General features: G+C 44.1%; 24 protein-coding genes and 1 pseudogene. 8 read left to right on the forward strand and 17 right to left on the reverse strand.

From position 1 onward, the window contains the following. Window positions 1-97: 97 nt before the first annotated feature. Window positions 98-592: a fasciclin domain-containing protein gene (locus LC048_RS20335; RefSeq protein WP_226605664.1), complete on the reverse strand. Its 495-nt coding sequence runs from the start codon at window positions 590-592 to the stop codon at window positions 98-100. Window positions 593-835: 243 nt separating this feature from the next. Between LC048_RS20335 and LC048_RS20340 the strand changes: the two genes are divergently transcribed. Beyond that, window positions 836-1,027, forward strand: coding sequence for a transcription initiation factor TFIIIB (locus LC048_RS20340; protein WP_226605672.1), 192 nt, complete (start codon window positions 836-838; stop codon window positions 1,025-1,027). Window positions 1,028-1,071: 44 nt separating this feature from the next. Here the strand turns inward: LC048_RS20340 and putP are convergent, their stop codons facing one another. Together putP and LC048_RS20350 are read right to left on the reverse strand one after the other, a co-directional pair. Beyond that, the gene (gene putP / locus LC048_RS20345) at window positions 1,072-2,541 is read right to left on the reverse strand and encodes a sodium/proline symporter PutP (protein ID WP_226605675.1); all 1,470 of its coding nucleotides are present in this window, start codon (window positions 2,539-2,541) and stop codon (window positions 1,072-1,074) included. Window positions 2,542-3,349: 808 nt separating this feature from the next. After that, entirely contained in the window at window positions 3,350-3,667 is a 318-nt protein-coding gene (locus tag LC048_RS20350; protein WP_226605676.1) for a hypothetical protein, read from the reverse strand. 160 nt (window positions 3,668-3,827) lie between these two features. Here LC048_RS20350 and LC048_RS20355 point away from each other — a divergent pair, with 160 nt between their 5' ends. After that, window positions 3,828-4,625, forward strand: a complete 798-nt coding sequence (locus tag LC048_RS20355; RefSeq protein ID WP_226605679.1) for an N-acetylmuramoyl-L-alanine amidase — start codon at window positions 3,828-3,830, stop codon at window positions 4,623-4,625. 189 nt (window positions 4,626-4,814) lie between these two features. Here LC048_RS20355 and LC048_RS20360 read toward each other — a convergent pair whose 3' ends face one another. After that, window positions 4,815-5,600, reverse strand: a complete 786-nt coding sequence (locus LC048_RS20360; protein ID WP_226605681.1) for an SDR family oxidoreductase — start codon at window positions 5,598-5,600, stop codon at window positions 4,815-4,817. Between the two features lie 264 nt (window positions 5,601-5,864). Between LC048_RS20360 and LC048_RS20365 the strand changes: the two genes are divergently transcribed. Continuing rightward, entirely contained in the window at window positions 5,865-6,872 is a 1,008-nt protein-coding gene (locus LC048_RS20365) for an NADP-dependent oxidoreductase (protein WP_371932078.1), read from the forward strand. A gap of 125 nt (window positions 6,873-6,997) precedes the next feature. On the opposite strand, the gene LC048_RS20370 is transcribed toward LC048_RS20365, so the two are convergent. From LC048_RS20370 to LC048_RS20400, 7 genes and pseudogenes are all read right to left on the reverse strand, one after another. Then, window positions 6,998-7,564: a DUF4256 domain-containing protein gene (locus LC048_RS20370; RefSeq protein WP_226605685.1), complete on the reverse strand. Its 567-nt coding sequence runs from the start codon at window positions 7,562-7,564 to the stop codon at window positions 6,998-7,000. 66 nt (window positions 7,565-7,630) lie between these two features. Beyond that, window positions 7,631-8,417: pseudogene (locus LC048_RS20375) on the reverse strand (nucleotidyltransferase domain-containing protein). Between the two features lie 15 nt (window positions 8,418-8,432). Next, window positions 8,433-8,789 carry a hypothetical protein gene (locus tag LC048_RS20380; protein WP_306048628.1) on the reverse strand — a complete coding sequence of 119 codons (357 nt, stop codon included), beginning with the start codon at window positions 8,787-8,789 and terminating at the stop codon, window positions 8,433-8,435. After that, window positions 8,789-9,067, reverse strand: a complete 279-nt coding sequence (locus tag LC048_RS20385) for a hypothetical protein (RefSeq protein ID WP_226605693.1) — start codon at window positions 9,065-9,067, stop codon at window positions 8,789-8,791. Before LC048_RS20385 ends, LC048_RS20380 begins: the two co-directional genes overlap by 1 nt. Before the next feature lie 19 nt (window positions 9,068-9,086). Then, a complete protein-coding gene (locus tag LC048_RS20390) occupies window positions 9,087-9,266 on the reverse strand; it encodes a hypothetical protein (RefSeq protein ID WP_226605694.1) in 180 nt (59 codons plus the stop codon). 206 nt (window positions 9,267-9,472) lie between these two features. Continuing rightward, a complete protein-coding gene (locus tag LC048_RS20395) occupies window positions 9,473-9,682 on the reverse strand; it encodes a hypothetical protein (protein WP_226605697.1) in 210 nt (69 codons plus the stop codon). A gap of 120 nt (window positions 9,683-9,802) precedes the next feature. Beyond that, entirely contained in the window at window positions 9,803-9,979 is a 177-nt protein-coding gene (locus LC048_RS20400) for a DUF4083 family protein (RefSeq protein ID WP_226605699.1), read from the reverse strand. A 106-nt stretch (window positions 9,980-10,085) separates the two neighbouring features. Between LC048_RS20400 and LC048_RS20405 the strand changes: the two genes are divergently transcribed. Both LC048_RS20405 and LC048_RS20410 read left to right on the forward strand, forming a co-directional pair. Next, window positions 10,086-10,490, forward strand: a complete 405-nt coding sequence (locus LC048_RS20405; protein ID WP_226605702.1) for a Gfo/Idh/MocA family protein — start codon at window positions 10,086-10,088, stop codon at window positions 10,488-10,490. A gap of 8 nt (window positions 10,491-10,498) precedes the next feature. Continuing rightward, the gene (locus tag LC048_RS20410) at window positions 10,499-11,164 is read left to right on the forward strand and encodes a Gfo/Idh/MocA family oxidoreductase (RefSeq protein WP_226605704.1); all 666 of its coding nucleotides are present in this window, start codon (window positions 10,499-10,501) and stop codon (window positions 11,162-11,164) included. A 425-nt stretch (window positions 11,165-11,589) separates the two neighbouring features. Here the strand turns inward: LC048_RS20410 and LC048_RS20415 are convergent, their stop codons facing one another. Continuing rightward, window positions 11,590-11,766: an SE1832 family protein gene (locus LC048_RS20415; protein ID WP_226605719.1), complete on the reverse strand. Its 177-nt coding sequence runs from the start codon at window positions 11,764-11,766 to the stop codon at window positions 11,590-11,592. Window positions 11,767-11,970: 204 nt separating this feature from the next. After that, on the reverse strand, window positions 11,971-12,075 hold the full coding sequence (locus tag LC048_RS25185; RefSeq protein WP_371931939.1) for a DUF378 domain-containing protein: 105 nt from the start codon (window positions 12,073-12,075) through the stop codon (window positions 11,971-11,973). A gap of 63 nt (window positions 12,076-12,138) precedes the next feature. Here LC048_RS25185 and LC048_RS20425 point away from each other — a divergent pair, with 63 nt between their 5' ends. Then, a complete protein-coding gene (locus tag LC048_RS20425; RefSeq protein ID WP_306048631.1) occupies window positions 12,139-13,014 on the forward strand; it encodes a MerR family transcriptional regulator in 876 nt (291 codons plus the stop codon). Window positions 13,015-13,305: 291 nt separating this feature from the next. On the opposite strand, the gene LC048_RS20430 is transcribed toward LC048_RS20425, so the two are convergent. Continuing rightward, a complete protein-coding gene (locus tag LC048_RS20430; protein ID WP_306048633.1) occupies window positions 13,306-14,766 on the reverse strand; it encodes a protein adenylyltransferase SelO in 1,461 nt (486 codons plus the stop codon). Between the two features lie 191 nt (window positions 14,767-14,957). On the opposite strand from LC048_RS20430, the gene LC048_RS20435 reads away from it, so the two are divergent. Next, window positions 14,958-15,854 (forward strand): 3-hydroxyacyl-CoA dehydrogenase, encoded by an 897-nt coding sequence (locus tag LC048_RS20435; protein ID WP_226605727.1) that lies wholly within the window; start codon window positions 14,958-14,960, stop codon window positions 15,852-15,854. A 58-nt stretch (window positions 15,855-15,912) separates the two neighbouring features. Continuing rightward, complete coding sequence (locus LC048_RS20440; protein ID WP_226605729.1) at window positions 15,913-16,338, forward strand: hypothetical protein; 426 nt, start codon at window positions 15,913-15,915, stop codon at window positions 16,336-16,338. A gap of 133 nt (window positions 16,339-16,471) precedes the next feature. Here LC048_RS20440 and LC048_RS20445 read toward each other — a convergent pair whose 3' ends face one another. From LC048_RS20445 to LC048_RS20455, 3 genes are all read right to left on the reverse strand, one after another. Next, on the reverse strand, window positions 16,472-17,992 hold the full coding sequence (locus LC048_RS20445) for a UDP-N-acetylmuramoyl-L-alanyl-D-glutamate--2,6-diaminopimelate ligase (RefSeq protein ID WP_306048635.1): 1,521 nt from the start codon (window positions 17,990-17,992) through the stop codon (window positions 16,472-16,474). A gap of 322 nt (window positions 17,993-18,314) precedes the next feature. Then, window positions 18,315-18,926, reverse strand: a complete 612-nt coding sequence (gene wrbA, locus LC048_RS20450; protein ID WP_226605942.1) for an NAD(P)H:quinone oxidoreductase — start codon at window positions 18,924-18,926, stop codon at window positions 18,315-18,317. A 159-nt stretch (window positions 18,927-19,085) separates the two neighbouring features. Further along, the gene (locus LC048_RS20455; RefSeq protein WP_306048637.1) at window positions 19,086-20,069 is read right to left on the reverse strand and encodes a ring-cleaving dioxygenase; all 984 of its coding nucleotides are present in this window, start codon (window positions 20,067-20,069) and stop codon (window positions 19,086-19,088) included. Between the last annotated feature and the right edge of the window lie 141 nt (window positions 20,070-20,210).

A 20,210-nucleotide genomic window follows, 5' to 3' on the forward strand; every position in this document is an offset into this window, starting at 1 on the left:
TTATACCGTTTTACATCATAAATGTCCATGATGGTGAATCTTCCGGGATCATTTCAAAAAAAAAGACTGAATCCCCATGGAATCCAGCCTGTCGTACTTATTTTGGCAGCAATACCTTGTCGATCACATGAATGACACCGTTTGATGCTTCAACGTCGGGAGTTATCACCTTTGCATCGTTTACGCGAACCGGGTCAAGTGAAATCGTGACATTCTTCTTCGCAAGAGTCTGCGCCTGCATTCCATCCTTCAAATCGCCTGACATGACTTTGCCAGGAAGCACATGATACAGAAGGATGTCCTTGAGATCCTTTCTTGCCAACAACTCATCTGCTGTAATTCCCAAATCCTTCAGAAGCTTATTGAACGCCTCATCCGTCGGTGCGAATACAGTGTATGGCCCTTCACCTTTCAAGGTTTCAACCAATCCGGCTTTTTCCAATGCCGCCGCGAGGATTTTAAAGTTCCCTGCTGCTACCGCAGTATCAACAATATCCTTTTTCCCTCCAGCATTGTCGGCTGCAAAACTAGGGTTTGCAATTGACAACACCATCATCACCGCAAACAAAACCAACGCTAATTTCTTTTTCATGGATAACACTCCTTTTCAAATAGAGGCACATACAACCTCGGTATTTTACAAAAGGTAGTATTCGCCTTTATTGCAAAATTAACCATGGTTCAAAAAGATTTCTCGCAAATTTTCAATAAAGATGATTACAGACAAACTTTTATACATTGAAGTCCTCAATACCAAAAAGCCTTGAAACCTATTGCATGTCTGAATCGTAAATCTATATAAGAAGAAAATGGTTTTGAAAGGATGATTCCAGTGATGAACTATGCGAAACAATGTCCCAAATGCGGCGGAACGGAAATCGGGAAAGGTAAACAGGCTGGCTATGCTGTTATGCATCCAGAAAATAGAGTAATGAGTTTAGGGTCGGAGATTTTACATATCATTTGTACAAACTGTGGATTCATTATAGAAAGCTATGTGAGAAAGCCGGAAAAATTCAAACAATAAAAAAACAGGCTGCCAGCAATTAAATCTAGCAGCCTGTTACTATTTTACTCAGACATAATGTCTTCCATTTCTTTAAACTCTTCTTTTACCGCTTTGCCTGGTCCGGTTGTGATTTTACTAACAACAATGACGGCAATCAAGCTCAAGAAGAACCCAGGGACCATTTCATACAGGAATGCTGATAATCCATCGATGCTGATCCAAATGATGACGGTAAGCGCACCGACGACGATACCTGCAAGCGCACCCCAGCGATTCATCTGCTTCCAGTACAGGCTCAGGATCATGACTGGTCCGAATGCGGCACCGAATCCAGCCCATGCATTACCAACCAATGAAAGAATCGTGTCATTAGGCGTATAAGATAGCGCGATACCTACTAATGCGACAAGCAATACGGCTGCACGGCCGACGAATACCAATTCCTTGTCACTTGCTTCGCGGCGGAAGAACGCCTTGTAAAAGTCCTCCGTCAATGCACTTGAAGTCACAAGCAGCTGTGAAGAAATCGTACTCATGATCGCAGCCAAAATCGCAGCGAGCAGGAATCCAGTGATATAAGGGTTAAACAGGATGTTCGCAAACATGATGAAGACTGTTTCCGGATTTTCAAGCGTAACGTTGTTCAACTCTACATATGCAATCCCAACAAGACCGACTGCCAAAGCACCGATAATCGAAACGATCATCCATGTCATCGCAATTCTGCGGGCAGGCTTAAGATCCTCCATCGATTTAATCGCCATAAAGCGAACGATGATATGCGGCTGGCCGAAGTAACCAAGACCCCATGCCAATAGCGAAATAATTCCAAGGAATGTCGTACCTTTGAAAAGATCCATCAACGTAGGATCGATTTCACTGACAGTATCCATTACGTTTCCAGGTCCTCCAAGTTCCGTAAAGGCAACTACCGGCACCAAGACAAGTGCAAGGAACATAATGACCCCTTGAACAAAGTCAGTCAAACTAACAGCAAGGAAACCGCCGAAAAGAGTATAAACAATAACGACACCAGCTGTCACAAACAAGCCCATACGATAATCGAGTCCAAATGCTGACTCAAACAAAGTACCGCCTGAAACTAGACCCGCTGAAGTGTACAGAGTGAAGAAAATGATGATAACGACTGCAGATACAGACTTAAGGATTTTCGTCCCATCTGAAAAGCGGTTTTCAAGGAAATCGGGGATTGTAATTGAATCATTTGCCAGCTCCGTATAGGTTCGAAGTCTTGGAGCTAAAATGAGGTAGTTCAAATAAGCACCAATCGATAATCCAACTGCGATCCAGGCACTGGAAATACCTGAAGTGTACATTGCGCCAGGCAATCCCATCAGCATCCACCCACTCATGTCAGATGCTCCAGCTGATAGAGCCGTTACCGACGGTCCAAGACCACGTCCGCCTAGCATATAATCTGATAGATCAGATGTTTTGCGGTATGCATACAATCCGATCAGGATCATTGCAATAAAATAAATTGCTAAAGAAATAAATACTTCAAAACTCACCAAATCTCTCCTTTTCGTTTTCCCTAAACGAAATAATTAACATAGTGGTTAGAAAAGCGCAAGCGCCTTGGTCAGCCCCGAAAAGCGCTGGAGGGCCTGACATTGAAGTCGGTCTTTGACTTCATTGGCAGGACCGAAATCGAAATGCGGAGGCGACTGCTCAACTCCGAAAAGCGCTGGAGGGCCTGACATTGAAGTCGGTCTTTGACTTCATTGGCAGGACCGAAGCGTCTCGAGGAGTTAGGAGCCGCAGCTAGACAAGCGTCTCGAGGGGCTAGGCGCTGAAGCTAGACAATTGAAAAGCGGCTAACATACAAGAATGAAAATGAATTCTTAATCATGAAAGTTATTAAGAGATAACCAGCCGAACCACACAGAATAAGTTCTTATGTTAATTATGCCGTCCAAGTTTTTCCTGCCCTCATGGGGCTTACGGTTATCTAACCTAACAAACATTCCGAATTGTTTCAAGGATGTTACAGGATATAGCGAAAAAGCAAAAATCGCGCCATTACTAGCCTGTTAGGAATGGTAACGCTTACAAAATTTATCGAAGTAAATATATTGCGAAAATTCAGATCAACGTATTTAGCGACTAGACAAGGACTTTTTCGCAAAATAAAAACTCCCTTGGTACAGGGAGTTTTGTGTTGAGAAAATCAATAATTGCACCGTAAAGCTGATTAATTGCACGGCCTCTTATTATAATTGCACGCTCCAAAATGGGAATTGCGCACCTAACTCTATTAATTGCGCTTTCATCCATATTAAGGAAAATACCAAGCGGAATCTTAACTACACTCAAATTTTAATGCGATGAATTAATAAACAAGTACACCGCCATGAACAGGCTGCCAAGCCCTAGCAAGGCCAGACTAGCATAAAACACTTTTCTCCATGTGTCCCCAATGAAGTAGATGTTCAGCAAAAAGTAATAAGTCACGGCACTTCCTCCGATGAACAGCATATATTCCTTGAGATATTTTGCCGGCAACGGATTGGTGACTGTGGTCAGTGCCAATCCAGCAAAGATGAATACACCGATGATATTCAATAGGTTTTTGATTTCCGCTTCCGGGGTCCTTTCTATTTCAACAGTTTGTGATGTCTGCATGTTCGTTTCCATCCTACCACCTCAGCTATTATTAAGTCTTCTTTGTTTTACGATTCAACTCTAAAAATGTTTCGTTAAAATACAAGGTATCTTTACCCAGCCGGGACATGTACCCTTACCAATACTTTTCTCCTACATATTCTATAAAGACCAACTAAAAGGAGGAGGTTATATGAAACTTTATTTAGATCCAGGCCATGGCGGATCGGATCCTGGCGCGCAGGGAAATGGTCTTCAGGAAAAGAATCTGAACCTGGATATTGCGCTTAATATCCGTTCTATCCTGGAAAACAACTATGAAAATATCGATGTCAGAATGAGCAGGACAAGTGATGTAACAAAAAGTCTCGCCCAACGTACAGATGAAGCCAACGCGTGGGGAGCTGATTTTTATCTTTCGATACACACTAATTCCTTCAACGGCTCTGTCCGTGGATACGAGGACTATATCTACAACGGTCTTTCGAACAGTTCAGCAACGGCGAGATACCGCGACATCATCCACACGGAAGTCATGAAGCTGAATCAGCTTAATAACCGCGGCAAGAAGAAAGCAAATTTCCATGTACTTCGCGAATCAAGGATGGATGCGATGCTATCTGAGAACGGCTTTATCGACAATGCCCAGGACGCAGCCCTTATGAAGCAGGAATCCTGGCGTCGTGATGTTGCCCGGGGTCACGCAAACGGCATTGCTCAAGCATTCAATCTGACAGCTAAAGAAACAGCCAATCGCGGAGACGCTAACTATAAAATCATCGCCGGTTCTTTCAAACAAAGAGAGAATGCCGAGCAACGAGTGGCAGAGCTGACCGCTAAAGGGATTGAAAGCTTTATCGCAAAAACCGATGTATCCGGCAAAATCTGGTATCGTGTACAGGCTGGTGCTTTTTCAAGCCGCGAAAATGCAGAAACTCGCATCCGGGAAATCGAGAGCAAGGGAATCGATGCCTTTATCACCACTGATTAAGAGGAATAGACCAGCCGAATCCTAAAAGAATCCAGCTTTTTTCATCCTCGAAGCTTTCTTCCATCCTAACGAACTTTCGCTCTATTAAAGCTATACCATCACAAAATAACCTCTACACGTTGTATCTGATGGAAGTCCGCACAGTAAGAAGCCTGGCACTCGACGATTGCCTGGCTTCCTATTACCATGTTAGATATCCATCGTCCATCTTTCTTCTTGCGTCTTTTTCAGCTGTTTTTCCGTCTCCTCAGGATAAACATTCCGGAATTTATGGTGATCTGCAGGGATGATTTCTACCATTTTTGCAATCATATCCTCAGGATCGAATTGGTTCTTCAATCCCTCCTCCTGCTTTTCCATATCCTCTTTCCTGGTAAAATTCTTCTCCTCATCGTACCACTTCCACTTTTCCTCAGCTGCCCGCTTGTTGAAGCCCGTTTCAAAAGCTCCCGGGTTAATCGTCGCTACTTTTACATTGTGCTTCTCCAACTCCGACTTCATGGTTTGGGCGATGCCCTCAATGGCATGCTTCGTTGCCGTATATGGACCGACATACGGCGTTGCTGAAATACCCGCCATTGAACTCATGAAGATGATTTTGCCGCTTCCTTCTTCTACTAGCTTCTTAGCTGCAATTTGTACAGTCTCCAACGTAGCGAAAACATTCACTTCAAAAAGCGCACGGATCCGGTCCATCGGCACCTCAGCCAGTGGTCCTCCTTCATTGATCGCCGCATTCGCGACAAACACATCAAAATCATACTGCCTGATCTGTTCACGATCCCGCTCATTCGTAATATCGAGCTTGAAAACTTCCATATCAAGACCCTGTTCCTCAGCCTCCCGCATCAGTTCTGTCTTTTGGGAAGTGAGTTCAGTCGTGGCAATCACCCGATGTCCTTTTTTCGCAAGCCCTAACGAAGCCCCGCGGCCAAGCCCGCTCCCAGCGCCTGTAATAAATATCGTTTTAGCCATTTTTAACTCCTCCTATCTATATGAACCAATAGTGTCATCTTCCCAGGAGGAGGATATGTGAAACATAGAATGATTAGCAGGAAATCATAAACAAAGAACCCAATATTCCATCTAAAATGAATTGCCTATCTGTTCCTATGTCATCTCTACTCCCAATAGTTACTGTAATTAAATTTAAAACCAACTTTTCAAATCAAATGAGTTTGAATCCCCCCTTCTCTCCTGTATATTAAGGCTAGAAAATATTTAGGAAGGGTGATTACTATTCAGAAGCAAATACAGCTAAAAAAGAGACCAAGCGGAGTCCCTACTTATGACCATTTTGAATTCGCAGAAGTACCTGTAGAAAAACCAGCCAAAGGAGAAATACTTTTACAGACTATCTATATTTCGGTCGATCCTTATTTACGCGGGCGCATGAATGACACCAAATCCTATATCCCGCCGTTCAAATTAAACGAGGCTATTTCAAGTGGCGTCATCGGAAAAGTCGTTGAGTCCCAGTCAGACCTTTTTGAAGTGGGCGATTTCGTCATAGGTTCATTAGGCTGGCAGGAATTCTCCGTCGCAAAAGATAACACTGTCCGCAAAATCGACCCGAATTTGGCTCCAGTATCAGCATACTTAAGTGTACTAGGCATGACTGGTCTAACAGCATACTTCGGCTTATTGGATATCGGAAAACCGAAAGCTGGTGAAACTGTCGTTGTTTCCGGTGCTGCGGGAGCTGTCGGTTCGATTGTTGGACAAATTGCAAAAATCAAAGGGGCAAGGGTCGTTGGGATTGCTGGTTCCGATGAGAAGGTACGTTATCTACTCGATGACCTTGGATTTGATGCAGCTATAAATTACAATACACAGGATGTAAGCTCTTCTCTAAAAGAGGCTTGTCCGGATGGAATCGATGTCTATTTTGAGAACGTCGGCGGAGAGATTTCCGATGCGATTTTCCCTCTCTTGAACAACTTCGCAAGGATTCCTGTCTGCGGAGCGATCTCAGCGTATAACCAGTCAGAGCCAGATGTAGGACCTCGTGTTCAAGGTTACTTAATTAAGACCAGTTCTTTAATGCAAGGGTTCACAGTCGGAAACTACTCGTCCCGTTTTGGGGAAGGTGCCAAAGAATTGGGGAGCTGGCTTTTGGAAGGTAAACTGAAGTACGAAGAAACGGTTACAGAAGGCTTTGAAAATACAATTGACGCATTTTTGGATTTGTTTAAAGGAGCAAATCTCGGAAAAGCGATCGTTAAAGTGGCAGATTCTGAAAAATAACAGACAAAGCCGTTCCGAAGATCTTTCCGTAACGGCTTTTCTTTTGCCAGCAAACTAGACTGGCTCGTCTTACATTGAAAGTGTCTTATACCAAGCTTTACAAAAAATCGCTTTCTGTACAAAAATCAGACCTTTAACGAGCCGCGGAAACCCCTGGCTCCATAGTAGGAATCGGCTCCATTGTGATACACAAAGACAGTATCATAGCGACGGTCACAAAAGAGGGCTCCGCCAAGTTTTCTAATATTGTCAGGCGTTTGCACCCAGCTCGACGTTTTCAGGTCGAAATTCCCAAGCTTCTGCAGCTCTTTGTATTGTTCCTCTGTTAAAAGCTCAATGCCCATCGCAGCTGCCCTATCCATGACGCTATTTTCCGGCTTGTGCTTCTTCCTTGACTCCAGCGCTTCTCTGTCGTAACAAACACTTCTGCGGCCTTTGGGACTTTCAGCAGCACAATCATAAAAGATGTATTCCCCCGTCACACCATCCATACCAACTACATCCGGCTCTCCGCCAGTTGCTTCCATTTCATTGAGCGACCATATTTTTTCAGGATTGTTTTCGAGCTTAGTCTGCACTTCCGCCCAATCAAGCCCCTCATGCCGACTCATATTTTTCTCAAAACGGGCTTTCAATCTTCCAAGCAGTTCTTCCTGCTGTTCCATTGACAGCTTTTTATTTTCCGTTGCCATATCGATGATCCCCCTTGTCAAATTCTTTTCCCAGTCCATACTAATATCCAGCCATTCGCCAGAAAGCTATTGCCACACTTCCGCTAACTTATTCCTGAAAAGCAAATCAAGCTGAGGTGTGAAATCTGGCAAATCAACATTCAGTGTTGAAGTAAATTCTTTCAGGCGTATGATTTCCTCGTTCAGGAATTGATTGATGACTTCAATTTTCGGTTCGTAGTCCAGTTCATCACCGCTTATTTTCCGTTTCAATAAGGTTTGGATCTCACTCTTCCATTCGCCTTCCGGCAGCAGGTCCTCCAATAACTGCGGAAATTCCAGCGGCGGAAACTCATTGTATTTTTCTATCCATTTTGCAGCAAGGACCGGCCTTAGTACATAGAAATATTTCTTAATCTTGACTTGATCTCCCTGCAAGTACTCCCTGAAATTATTGCTCGCCATATTCAAATAATGATGCAAACAGGAATTCGGGGCGAAAACTTCTTTGCTGAGCTCCTTCATCTGGTCAATGGTCGAATAAGCCTGGTAGTAAACAATCCCCGAACGCAGCCATTCCATTAGCGGAGGATTCGATTTTCTGAATAACTTAAGGGCCTTGGTCAGTTCCCAACCGGTTATATCCAGCAAATCATTAATCGGCAGTTCAATCACATCTCTTTTCTTGCCTATTCCCATCTGGTCAATCGTCAGATAGTCTTCTTTTTTTATGTACATAGATGAACCGGACATCATAATCGCTGTCCTTGGACGGGAACTCCCATGCCCTGCTGCCGGACTCGACCGCATAAAGAATTTTCACATCGAAATCTTCTTCTATTTTTGCCAGCGATTTTAATATCGTCTCTTTCACAACAATTCTCTCCATTCACTTTGCTGATTTCACGGACCACCTGCCTGCCAAAAAAAGATATATTAATGCGGCATACAAGACCACACTGACCATATAAAAGACAGGGTTCCCCGACTCCCTGGTTATTGCGTGGAGCCGAGCATACTCTTCAGCCGATATAAAATATGATCTTATACTCATTAATGTAACCAATAACAATAGCAAGGCAAGAATGGCTTTTTTATGTAAAATAAGCCTGGTCAGGTTTACCTGCAATGCTTTGCTGAATGTATCATTAGGGTTTCTTTCTATTTTACTGTGAAAAGGCGTAAGGAAATAGATCATCAAACCGCCCCAGACAATCGCAAACACTACTATTGCTGTGAACTGCATTAAAATCCCCGATCTTCTTTTCCAACCAGATATTTTTTATAAGCACCCGGACTCTTCAAATGCTCGGGAACGACTTCTGTCACCTGCTGCTCTTGAACCTCTTTTTCAACAGGAGAATCGCACGCGAGCCTTTTGCGGATATCATTCAACAAGTAAATCCCTCTGAATAAACTGCCGGCAATGATTCCAAAGGCAGCAATTCCGCCAACAATCGGTCCCATGGCAAATAGAAGGTATCCTAGAATGACACTTAACAGAATCGATAAAAACAAATACATGCCAACCATCCCCCCATTTTTAACTTAGTAAAATAAAATTCTTCCGAAACTCACTATCATTAATCGATAACCTGATCTTTAAATCCCCGCTTCGCAGCACATACTCTTTGATTCCGATAAACTCCGATTCAGCAATCAAATAAAATTGAGCACCTTTTTTGAAATCTCTAAAATCGTTTTTCAACATATATTTTTTCATTATTATCCTTGTAACTCCTATAAGATTTCATTAATTTCAACATTACCCTGTAACTCCTATAAGATTCTTTTCATTAAATTCAACAAAAAGAAGCGTGAATCCTCTAAGATTTACGCTTCCTTTGCTAGTATATTAAGCTTTTTACTAAAAAAGCCACCTTGTTAGACCTGAAGCTTAATGGCAGCATCTCGCTTTTATCTGTCCAATTAGCGTGACGCTTTTGGCGGCTGGCACACATCACACTTGCGCTGGTGATTATCCTTGAACTTCTTGAAGGGTTTTTCAAAATTGTTGCCGCACGCGCATTTAAATAGTAATTTTTGCGAAAAACCATGATATTCTGTCGTCAGCAGCTTACTATCTGAGTTTTTCTCCACAAACTCTCTAATCTTATCAATCGTCCATCGTTTATTCATGTTCTTATACCTCCATATATGATCGCTAAGCGGAGGCTTTTCAAGCATCCGTGCAATGATGTGCAAATTCATCTAAGTTTCTCATTATACCATGAGCAGACATACAATTATATAAGCTGTTCAGTCTTTATTTTCCTTCTCAAGCAGCTCAATTATTCGATCGAGTTTTTGTTCTATACTCTTTTGATTATTTGGTTTCTTTATGACGAGTGTGCGTACAGCATAGAAAACAGCCGCCACAATACCTATCAGTAAAATGAAGAAAATCAGCTGAAATAATAGATCCCCTATGTTCAATATATTTCCCGCCTCACATTGTATTTTCCATTATTATACTATATTGATTTACATTCCTCTCTAACGGATTTACTATTAAACTAAATTCTGGACAGGAGTGGGATTGATGGAAAAGTTTAGAGCAGGCGTAATCGGTACCGGTTTTGGCGCGAAGGTTCATGCACCGATGATGGATCATCATGAAGGATTTGATGTTGTCGCAATTTCGAGTGTATCACGGGGCAACTTTGAGGAAGCACGGAAAGCCAGCGGGATTGAAAATATCTATACCGATTGGCGTCAGATGATCGAGCAGGAGAAGCTCGATTTAGTTGTCGTCGCTTCTGCAGTCCATTTACATAAGGAAATGGTTGCTGCAGCTTTCGAAAAGGGTGTTCATGTAGTTTGTGAAAAACCAATGGCTTTGGATGTTGCCGAAACAGAAGAAATGATTACGGAAAGAGACAGTGCAGGTAAACTCGGCTTGATATCAACCATGAATTCCGCTTTCTTCCGGCTCGCACAAAGGTAAAAGAAATTATGGAAAGCGGAAAACTCGGAGAAATTTTACATGTCCGCTATGATTGCTCTTTTGCCAATTATACTGGCCTGGTTTCAAAACCTCGCGGCTGGCTTGGACAGGAAGAAAAGGGCGGCGGAATGCTTGGCGCAATCGGATCCCATATGACCGATGCCCTTCAATGGTGGATGGACAGCACCTTAAAAGAAGTATTCGGCCAGCTCCCGATTCACGTTCCGACTCAGTCTGATGATAGCGGGACTACTGAACACCGGACAGCGGACGATGCTTTCCAAATTATTGGTTCTCTGGAAAACGGAGCGACTGTAACGCTTGAGCTTATCTCTGCGGCGAGACAAACTGAGCACACCTGGCGCCTTGAGGTTTACGGGACAGAAGGCACGCTGGTCATGCTGGATGACAACAAAGTCCTGCTTTCAGAGGGACATTCCGCACTTCAAGAAGTCGAGCTGGCAGCTGATCTCGAAGCACCTTCGACTATGCCGCAGATCGCAGCACGCTACTATAACAGCTTCCAAAGAGCCTTGGATGCGCTCCATGAAACGTTGGCTACCGGAACAAAGCATCCCTATCTCGCTGATTTCAATCATGGACATTCAACTCAAAAAGTATTGGATGCAGTCAGGGTCTCTGCTCGCGAAGGTCGAAAAGTGGAAGTTAAGTAAAAGGAAGTATCCGCTATCTCTTTACTAATCAGCACAGAAAAAAGCGAACCAGGACCCTATCTTAAGACCTGCTGAACTAGGAATTGACGGAGCGGACATCTCCGAAGAAAAGATTCAAAAACCGTGAGATGGCTCCCTCGCATCCTAGCAGGATATTAATCAAACGTTTGATTAAATGTGCCTGAAGCTATGCTCCAAAAGGAAGTATGAGTTTAAACAGGTTGATAGTTTAGTGGAAAACAAGGCATGAGCTCGATTAATGATCAAGCTCACGCCTTGTTTATATTCAGATAAGAAAAGCGCAAGCGCCTGGTCAGCCCCGACAAGCGCTGGAGGGCCTGGAGCTGGACATTCTCTAAGTGAAATTTTTATACTTATCCTACCAAATGACAAGTCTGATTCCTATTCAGAACAGGCTTGGATAACTAAAGATCACGAAGCATTGTGTTCAAAGAGCCTAACTCCTCTTCAATCGCGGCAAGACGCTTCTCGAGCGGGTGCAGGTTGCCTTTTACAGATTCCAATTTTTCGAGATTGTGTTGAAGCTGCAAATACTCATCTTTCAATTCGACGATTTTATATTCAATTTCTTTTTTATCCATTGCTTACTCCCCCAGTTTCGACGATTTCCTCTTATTAGAATATCGATATCAAGGTGTTAATTCAAGGTGCATGCAAAAGGCGTACAAATAAGTTTCTGTACGCCCTTTTCTCTATTTATACACTTTAGGATAAATGCGTGATACTGTGAATTGCTGCGAGTCCTGCTAGAATGTACACCCTTTGGCAATCGGACTATCCAATCCTCAGAAGAGACCGCCAACCAAATTCCATTCAAATAATATCACCAAAAGCCCATTTAATCCGCCGACAATAAGCAATACTAATGATACCATATTCAAAGTTTTCATTTGACACCACTCGTTGTATAATTTTTGTATAACTTCTCCATACCGAAGAATGAGGTGAAGAATTTGTATAGCATCAAGCAAGTGTCAGAACTATTGGATATACCCGCAGTCACGATCAGGGCATGGGAAAATCGCTATAATGTCGTAGCTCCCACCAGGACAGAGGGCGGTCATCGTTTATATAGCCAGAAAGATGTTGAAACACTTAAGTGGCTCAAGACTCAAGTTCATGAAAAAAATATAAAAATCAGTGACGCGGCCAGGCAGCTGCAGGGCTCCCCTACGGCTTCCTCCCCGGCTCCGTCTTCACAAATTGACAAGTACGGCGAGTTAAAAGAAAAGCTTTACCAAGCCCTGATTAACCTTGACACCCAGGAGGCAAACCAGATTGCCGATCTTGCTTTTTCTTTGTATGACTTTGAAGAGGTGTTCCATCACATATTAGTCCATGTTTTGTACAAGGTTGGGGACGAATGGGAGAATGGCTCCATTTCGGTTGCCCAGGAGCATTTCGCTACGCAGTTCATCATCAACCGCTGCACCCAGTTCCTGAGGGTCCTGCCTGTCAATCCTTCCCTTCCGAAAGTGCTGGCGTTCTGCCCAGAAGGTGAGCAGCATCAAATCGGTTTGATGGTTTTCAGTTTATTTTTAAAGAAGAAAGACCACGACGTCATCTATTTAGGTCCAAACACCCCACTTGAGGGATTAGCAGATTTGATAAAATTGAAAAACATCAAGGTTGTCTCGATTTCCATGACGAATCCGAATCCAATTAAAAAGGTGGAGGACTGGATTCAATCATGCCTCAAAATAGATCCATCCCTGAAGTTCATTGTTGGGGGCAGCTGTGTAAAAGACTGTCCAAAGCTGGAGTCACAGTCTGTCAGTTACTCCCTCGGTTCGGATTGGGATAGATGGTATAGCTCGTTTATGCGCTGATTTTTAACAGTAACGAGATTATTAAATGAATTTTATATAAAGGCATGACGAACTTTTTTTGCGGATCTTCCCTCACGTTTGTCCGATAGAGCCTTTCTATCGGACTCTTTTGGCGGATCTTCCCTCACGTTTGTCCGATAGATCCTTTCTATCGGACTCTTTTTTTGGATTTTCCCTCGGGTTTTTGTCCGTCATAGCCCTGATGACGGACTCATTTCCACTTTCCCCTCTGGTTTTTGTCCGTCATAGCCCTGCTAGACGGACTCTTTAACATAATTTCACGCTAACAGCTCACGTCCCACAAAATGTCCGGTATGGCCGTGCTGATGGTGGAGCCGGATTGCAGAATTCTGCCTGTTCAGTTGAATGCTCGTACGGGTTGGCAAGGACTTCGAGCAATTTCACCATGACACTCAAGTCACCATTGACAGCAGCCTGCAGTGCTTCCTCCACCCTATGGTTGCGCGGAATCACAGCTGGGTTGTTGTCACGCATCAGCTCCAGTGAGTCTTCCTTCGATTGATCCTGGCGTCTCAGTCTTTTCTGCCACTTTCCATGCCACTCAGTGAACTCCTCAACTTGGAACAACTCGTCCCCATCAGGCTGGTTAAAGGTCAGGGCTTTAAACGTATTCGTAAAGTCAGCCTTGTGTGTATGCATCAAGTTTAGCAGAACCGAAATAAGGCTCTTATCTTCTTTTTCCTCATTGAAAATCCCCAATTTCAGTCTCATTCCGGATATGAACTCCGCTTCAAATACTTCTGGGTATTCAGAGAGGGCTTCCTCCGCCAGCTTTACTGCCTCTTCTTCATCCTCAGCAAGCAAAGGCAATAAGGCTTCAGCAAACCTAGAGAGATTCCAGCCGCCGATATACGGCTGATTTCCGTAGGCGTAGCTGCCATCACGGTCGATGGAGCTGAAAACTGTCGCCGGGTCGTACGTGTCCATGAAAGCACAAGGCCCATAATCAATACTCTCGCCGCTGATTGCCATGTTGTCCGTATTCATGACACCATGGATAAAACCAACATGCTGCCATTTCGCAATCAATGCCGCCTGACGCTTGATCACTTTTTTCAAAAAAGAAAGATAGCGGTTTTCCTGGCCTTCAACTTCAGGGTAATGGCGCTCAATTGCGTAATCAGCCAGTGCCCGAAGATCCTCTGTCTTACCCCAGTTCGCGGCAAATTGGAATGTTCCAACCCTTAAATGGCTTGCTGCCACACGCGTCAGGATTGCTCCTGTCTGCATCGTTTCGCGAATGATTTGCTCCCCCGTCGTCGTCACTGCCAGGCTCCTGGTGGTCGGGATGCCCAATCCCACCATCGCTTCACTGATGATAAATTCCCTCAGCATCGGCCCTAGCCCTGCGCGCCCGTCTCCTCCACGAGAGTATGGCGTCCGGCCTGAACCCTTCAGCTGAATATCAAACCTCTTACCATCCGGAGTCACATGCTCGCCCAGCAGGACCGCCCTGCCGTCTCCAAGCATCGTAAAATGCCCGAATTGATGTCCGGCATAAGCTTGCGCAAGTGGAGTACCTCCATCGGGAACCTCATTGCCGCTAAAGATCTCAGCTCCTTCGCCACCTTGAAGGACTTCATGATTTAAACCAAGTTCCTCCGCCAGTGATTCATTGAAAATTACCACTTCCGGTGCTTCTACAGGAGTTGGCTTCTGCAATCTATAGAATATGTTAGGGAGCTGGGAATAGCTATTATCGATATTCCAGCCAGCATGGTTGGATGTCATTGGATTGCCTCCTTACCTTCTCTTTTTCTTCAATTTCTAATCATATCCATTAATGTATTCTTCCTGTTACTTAATATACCCTTCCGAATGTTTGGTAAAGCTGCCATTTAGTTTGACATTAAGATTTAAAAAATACTTTTTAAGAATATTAAATTCGGGTAAATATCATATATCCAGAAAGGAGAGTTACAATGAATTATAAAAACATTACAGTCGCCGGAAGCGGCGTTTTAGGAAGCCAAATTGCTTTTCAAACGGCATACCACGGCTTCAACGTTTCTATTTATGATATCAATGATGAAGCAATTGAGGGAGCTAAAAATAGAATTATGCTCCTGAAGCCGCGATATCAACAGGATCTTGGTGCTGCTGAACACGATTTAGATGCAGCATACAATCGCATCACTTTTTACAGTGACCTTTCAGAGGCTGTAAAAGATGCCGATCTCGTGATCGAGGCTGTCCCTGAGGTCATCAATATCAAGAATGATTTTTACAAAAAACTAGGACAAGCTGCACCCGAGAAGACGGTGTTCGCGACAAACACTTCTACACTGCTGCCAAGCCAGTTTGCCGAGGCGACAGGCCGTCCGGAAAAATTCCTTGCTCTTCACTTTGCGAACGAAATTTGGAAAAATAACACCGCTGAAGTGATGATGCACCCTGGCACAGACAAGGAAGTGTTTGACGATCTGTTGAAATTCGCCAAAGCCATCGGCATGATCGCCCTGCCACTATACAAAGAGCAGCCTGGGTATATCCTGAATTCCCTACTGGTTCCGTTCCTCGAAGCTGGTCAAATGCTGTTAATGAAGGAAGTCGCTGACCCTGAAACGATTGACAAAACATGGATGATTGCCACCGGTTCTCCCAAAGGCCCGTTCGCAATTTTAGATATCGTTGGAATCACCACGGCTTACAACATCGCTAATGCCAAAGGCGAAGCAGGCGTTCCACAGTTCAAGGAATTGGCGAACCTGTTGAAAACAGAGTACATTGACAAAGGAAAACTAGGTGTCGCAACCGGCGAAGGATTCTATAAGTATCCGAATCCAGCCTATGAACAGCCTGATTTCTTAAAAGCCTAACAAGAACAAAAAGCGCAAGCGCCTTGTTCAGCCCCGACAAGCGCAGAAGGGCCTGACAGTGAAGTCGTTCTTTGACTTCATTGGCAGGACCGAAATCGAAATGTATAGCCGACTGCCCAGAAACGCAGAAACTGGAGACTCCGACAAAGAAGCGCTTTTTGCTTCTGCCGGCGGAGTTGAAGTTTCGGAGTTTCTAGGAGGCGACACTAGACAATTCGAAAAGCGGAGCCGACTGCCCAGAAACGCAGAAACTGGAGATTCCGACAAAGAAGCGCTTTTTGCTTCTGCCGGCGGAGTTGAAGTTTCGGAGTTTATAGGAGGCGACACTAGACAATTCGAAAAGCGGAGCCGACTGCCCAGAAACGCAGAAACTGGAGACTCCGACAAAGAAGCGCTTTTTGCTTCTGCCGGCGGAGTTGAAGTTTCGGAGTTTATAGGAGGCGACACTAGACAAGCGACTCGAGGAGTTAGGAGCCGCAGCTAGACAAGCGTCTCGAGGGGCTAGGCGCTGGAGCTGGATTAAGAAAATTAAATGTAGTGATCCACACTTAAGCAATTTTGTAATTTTCATAACAACAACAAAGCCTAATCCATCATTGGATTAGGCTTTTGTAATTCTATCCTTGTACATATTCCACGCTCGGAGCCTCTTTGGTCGAGCTGAAGTAATTTGTGATGATGTCTTTATCAGAATGCGGAACCCGTTCCCCTTTTACCAGCTGTGCACCATTAATGCATCCACTGGTAAAGATGATTAGATCTTTTTCCCTGCTTAGTTCAAGGGCGGTCAATACGCCTTTATGGCGAGTTGGTGCTGTATGGATATTGCCAGCACGAGGGTTTTTAAAACCGGTAAGAACTTTATTGATAATATCCTCAGGTTCATGAAAGCCTGGATGGTCAACCGAAACAACAATTTCATCCACTTCCCCTTCAATCGCCTGAGCCATCTGCGGCATCTTCTCCCAATCCCTGATCCCAATTCCTGCGATCATGACAATCAGGCGGCGGTGCGGCATTTTTTTCACTTCACTAATCAGGTTTTTCAAAGCAGGAGGTGTATGCGCATAATCAAGGATGATGTTGCGGTTCCCATACTCCTGCAATACTTCAAGCCGTCCCTCAGGGCTCTCAATCATCGTAATAGCCGGGAGAATCTCCTGGACGGTGTAGCCGGAATGAAGCGCAGTGCATACTGCCGCCAGAAGGTTTGCAACATTATAATTACCGAAAATCGGAGCCCTGACGATATAGGACTCATCATCGACGACCATCTCAAAAACTGTCCCTGTTGCAGACATCTTTATATTGTTTGCTTTCACGTCCGCCTCCGTGTTTTTATCCAGGCTGTACGTCAGCACTGGTCCTTTGAAAATATCCAGGATTTCCGCTGACATTCCTTCATCATCGATATTTACTACAGCCTGTTTTGCCTGGTGAAATAGCTTCAGCTTTGCAGTGCGGTAATTTTCAAATGTTTGATGAAATTCAAGGTGTTCAGGTGTCAGGTTGGTATGTATGGCGATATCAAAGTTGATTCCCTCAACCCGTTTCTGTTCGATGACCACGGAGGTCACTTCCATCGAAGCCAGCTGGTCACCCTCCAGGTACATTTCATTAAAAATAGAATGTAAATCAATTGATTCAGGTGTAGTCGGGGTCGTTTGGCTGAATTCAATTCGGCCCTTTGAAGTAAACATTCCAATCGTCCCGATATATCCGCTCAACATGCCTAAATTTGTCATCAACGACTTCACATATGCGGCAACGGTCGTTTTCCCATTCGTACCGGTTACCCCTACCGTTTTGATTTTTTCATGTACCCGTTCATGAAAGATGATTGAAATATGTGCCAGGAAGCTCCGGGCGTTTTCAGTTAAAATAAATGTTACTCCCGGGTACTGCTGACTCCCTTCCTTAAGTCGCTCAGCGTTGTCACCAGCGATTACAGTGGCACCATTCTGAATCGCTTCTTTCATATACATATGACCATCATGATTCTCGCCGCTCATGCAGACAAAAACTGAACCGGGAGTCGACTTCCGTGAATCATAATAAATTCCGCTAATATTTTGTTCAGGCGCTCCCCATATCCTCTTAATCGAAAGCTGGTTGTTGTGATTGAAATGAATATACATACTTTCTCTCCTTTTTTGTGGATATTGTTGAAAGGTTAGTGGTGGATAGTAATCGTGGAGCCAAAAAACGGAGATGACGGACTCTATTTCTTAGTCTGTGATTTCCATCCGAATTTATAACACTCAGACAGACTTTATTCTTTTACCCTAAAGAGATATGGGTACTCCCTTTATGGCACATTGAGAAACCCTTTTTCATTCACAACGTTTTATTGCCCTAAACAGTTAGTAAAGATAGAATTCATAGTTGAGGTATTGCTGAAAAAACTTCTTTAAGAAAAACAGCCTAACTCCATGAAGGAATTAGGCTGTCTCTACATAATTATTGATTTCCGTTCTGAACCCATCCAGCAACCGTCACAGTACGCTTAGCCTGGTATTTTACCGCAGCCTCGACGTCTTCAACCATGTTGCCGTCCTGGTCTACCGTTACACTTGTTCCGTATGGGTTCCCGCCGGAAGCAAATGTCACGGGATCACTGTAACCTGGCGCAGCGACAATTGCACCCCAGTGGTACATCGTCGTGTATAGTGACAAAATAGTCGCTTCCTGCCCGCCATGCGAGTTTTGCGCGGAGGACATGGCGCTTACGACTTTGTTCACCAGCTTGCCCTCAGCCCAGAGGCCACCTGTCGTATCAAGGAATTGCTTCATCTGGGATGGCATGTTGCCAAATCGAGTAGGAACACTGAAGATGATTGCGTCTGCCCATTCAAGATCGTCTGGAGTCACTTCAGGAATATCCTTTGTTTTTTCAACAGTCGCTTTCCATGCTTCGTTGCCTTCAATTGCTGATTGAGGCGCTAATTCCTTCACTTTAAAAACCTTCACTTCCGCTCCAGCTTCTTTTGCACCTTCTGCAGCCCACTTCGAAAGCTGCACATTCGTTCCGCCCATGCTGTAAAAAATCACTGCTAATTTGACCAAATTGATTGCCTCCCTTATTTGATAGTACATTAAGGTATTTCCACTAATCTCTTATGACAAACTTAATGGTATTTCCACTAATTTCTTATGACAAACTTAATGGTATTTCCACTATTGTCTTATGACAAACTTAATGGCATTTCCAATCTCTTATGACAAACCCGCTTACAGATACTCTTTTTCAATATTACGCGTGCTCCGTACCGTCTCAATCGGACGTACAAATTCCTCGATCTGCTCCCGTTTTGATTCCAGGAACGGTGGCAGTGACAATTTTTCACCAAGGGTTTCGTATGGTTCATCACCCATGAAGCCTGGCCCGTCTGTTGCCCACTCAAACAAGATTCCTGGTGCCACACGAGCATACAATGATTCAAAGAAGAATCGGTCGACATAGCCGGATGTGCCGAATCCAGCAGTCTTCATATGCTCGATCCACTCATAAAGAACCGATGTGTCGGCAACACGGAATGCCGTGTGATGCACAGTGCCGAATCCCTGACGTCCTGCCGGCAGTACTTTATTATCCTCAACAATGACCTGAGCGCCGTTTCCGCCTTCTCCCATCTCGAATAAGTGCAGCGTGCCTTCCTGCCCAATCTCTCTCATATGCATGACTTTTTCCAATACCTCTTTAAAATAATCGAAGCGTGAGATACGAATATGGATCGTCCCTAGACCTGTGATCGCGTACTCTAACGGTACCGGGCCATTTTGCCATGGAGTGCCTGACGCTACGCCCTCGTTAGACTCGTCTGATATCAGCATGTATTGCTGATCATCAAAGTCGACGAATGAGATCGTCTTTTTGCCGAACAATCCCTGAATTCCTGAATGTTTGACGTCGTATTTATCGAAACGCTTTACCCAGTATTCCAACGCCTCATCGGTCGGCACGCGGAAACCCGTTTTATAAATCTCGTCCGTTCCATGAGCTCCCTTTGGAATTCCCGGAAAATCGAAGAAGGTCATATCCGTGCCCGCTGACCCTTTATCATCCGCGAAAAATAAATGATACGTGCGGATATCATCCTGGTTGACTGTCTTTTTTACAAGACGCATCCCTAACACATTGGTGAAAAACTCATAGTTCTTTTCTGCGCTGCTTGTAATGGCCGTAACATGGTGAATTCCTTTTAATTCGTTCAAGTTATCTCCCCCTTTATCTCGAAACCGAGATATTAATCCAAATAATATCTATTTTTACTTTATCCTTAACGACTTTAAAAAAGCATAATATCTTGAATTCGAGATAATTTTATCATGAGGGGATTTTCATGTCAACCTGGA

It is taken from the genome of Mesobacillus subterraneus (genome assembly GCF_020524355.2).
Lineage (GTDB): Bacteria > Bacillota > Bacilli > Bacillales > Cytobacillaceae > Mesobacillus > Mesobacillus subterraneus_C.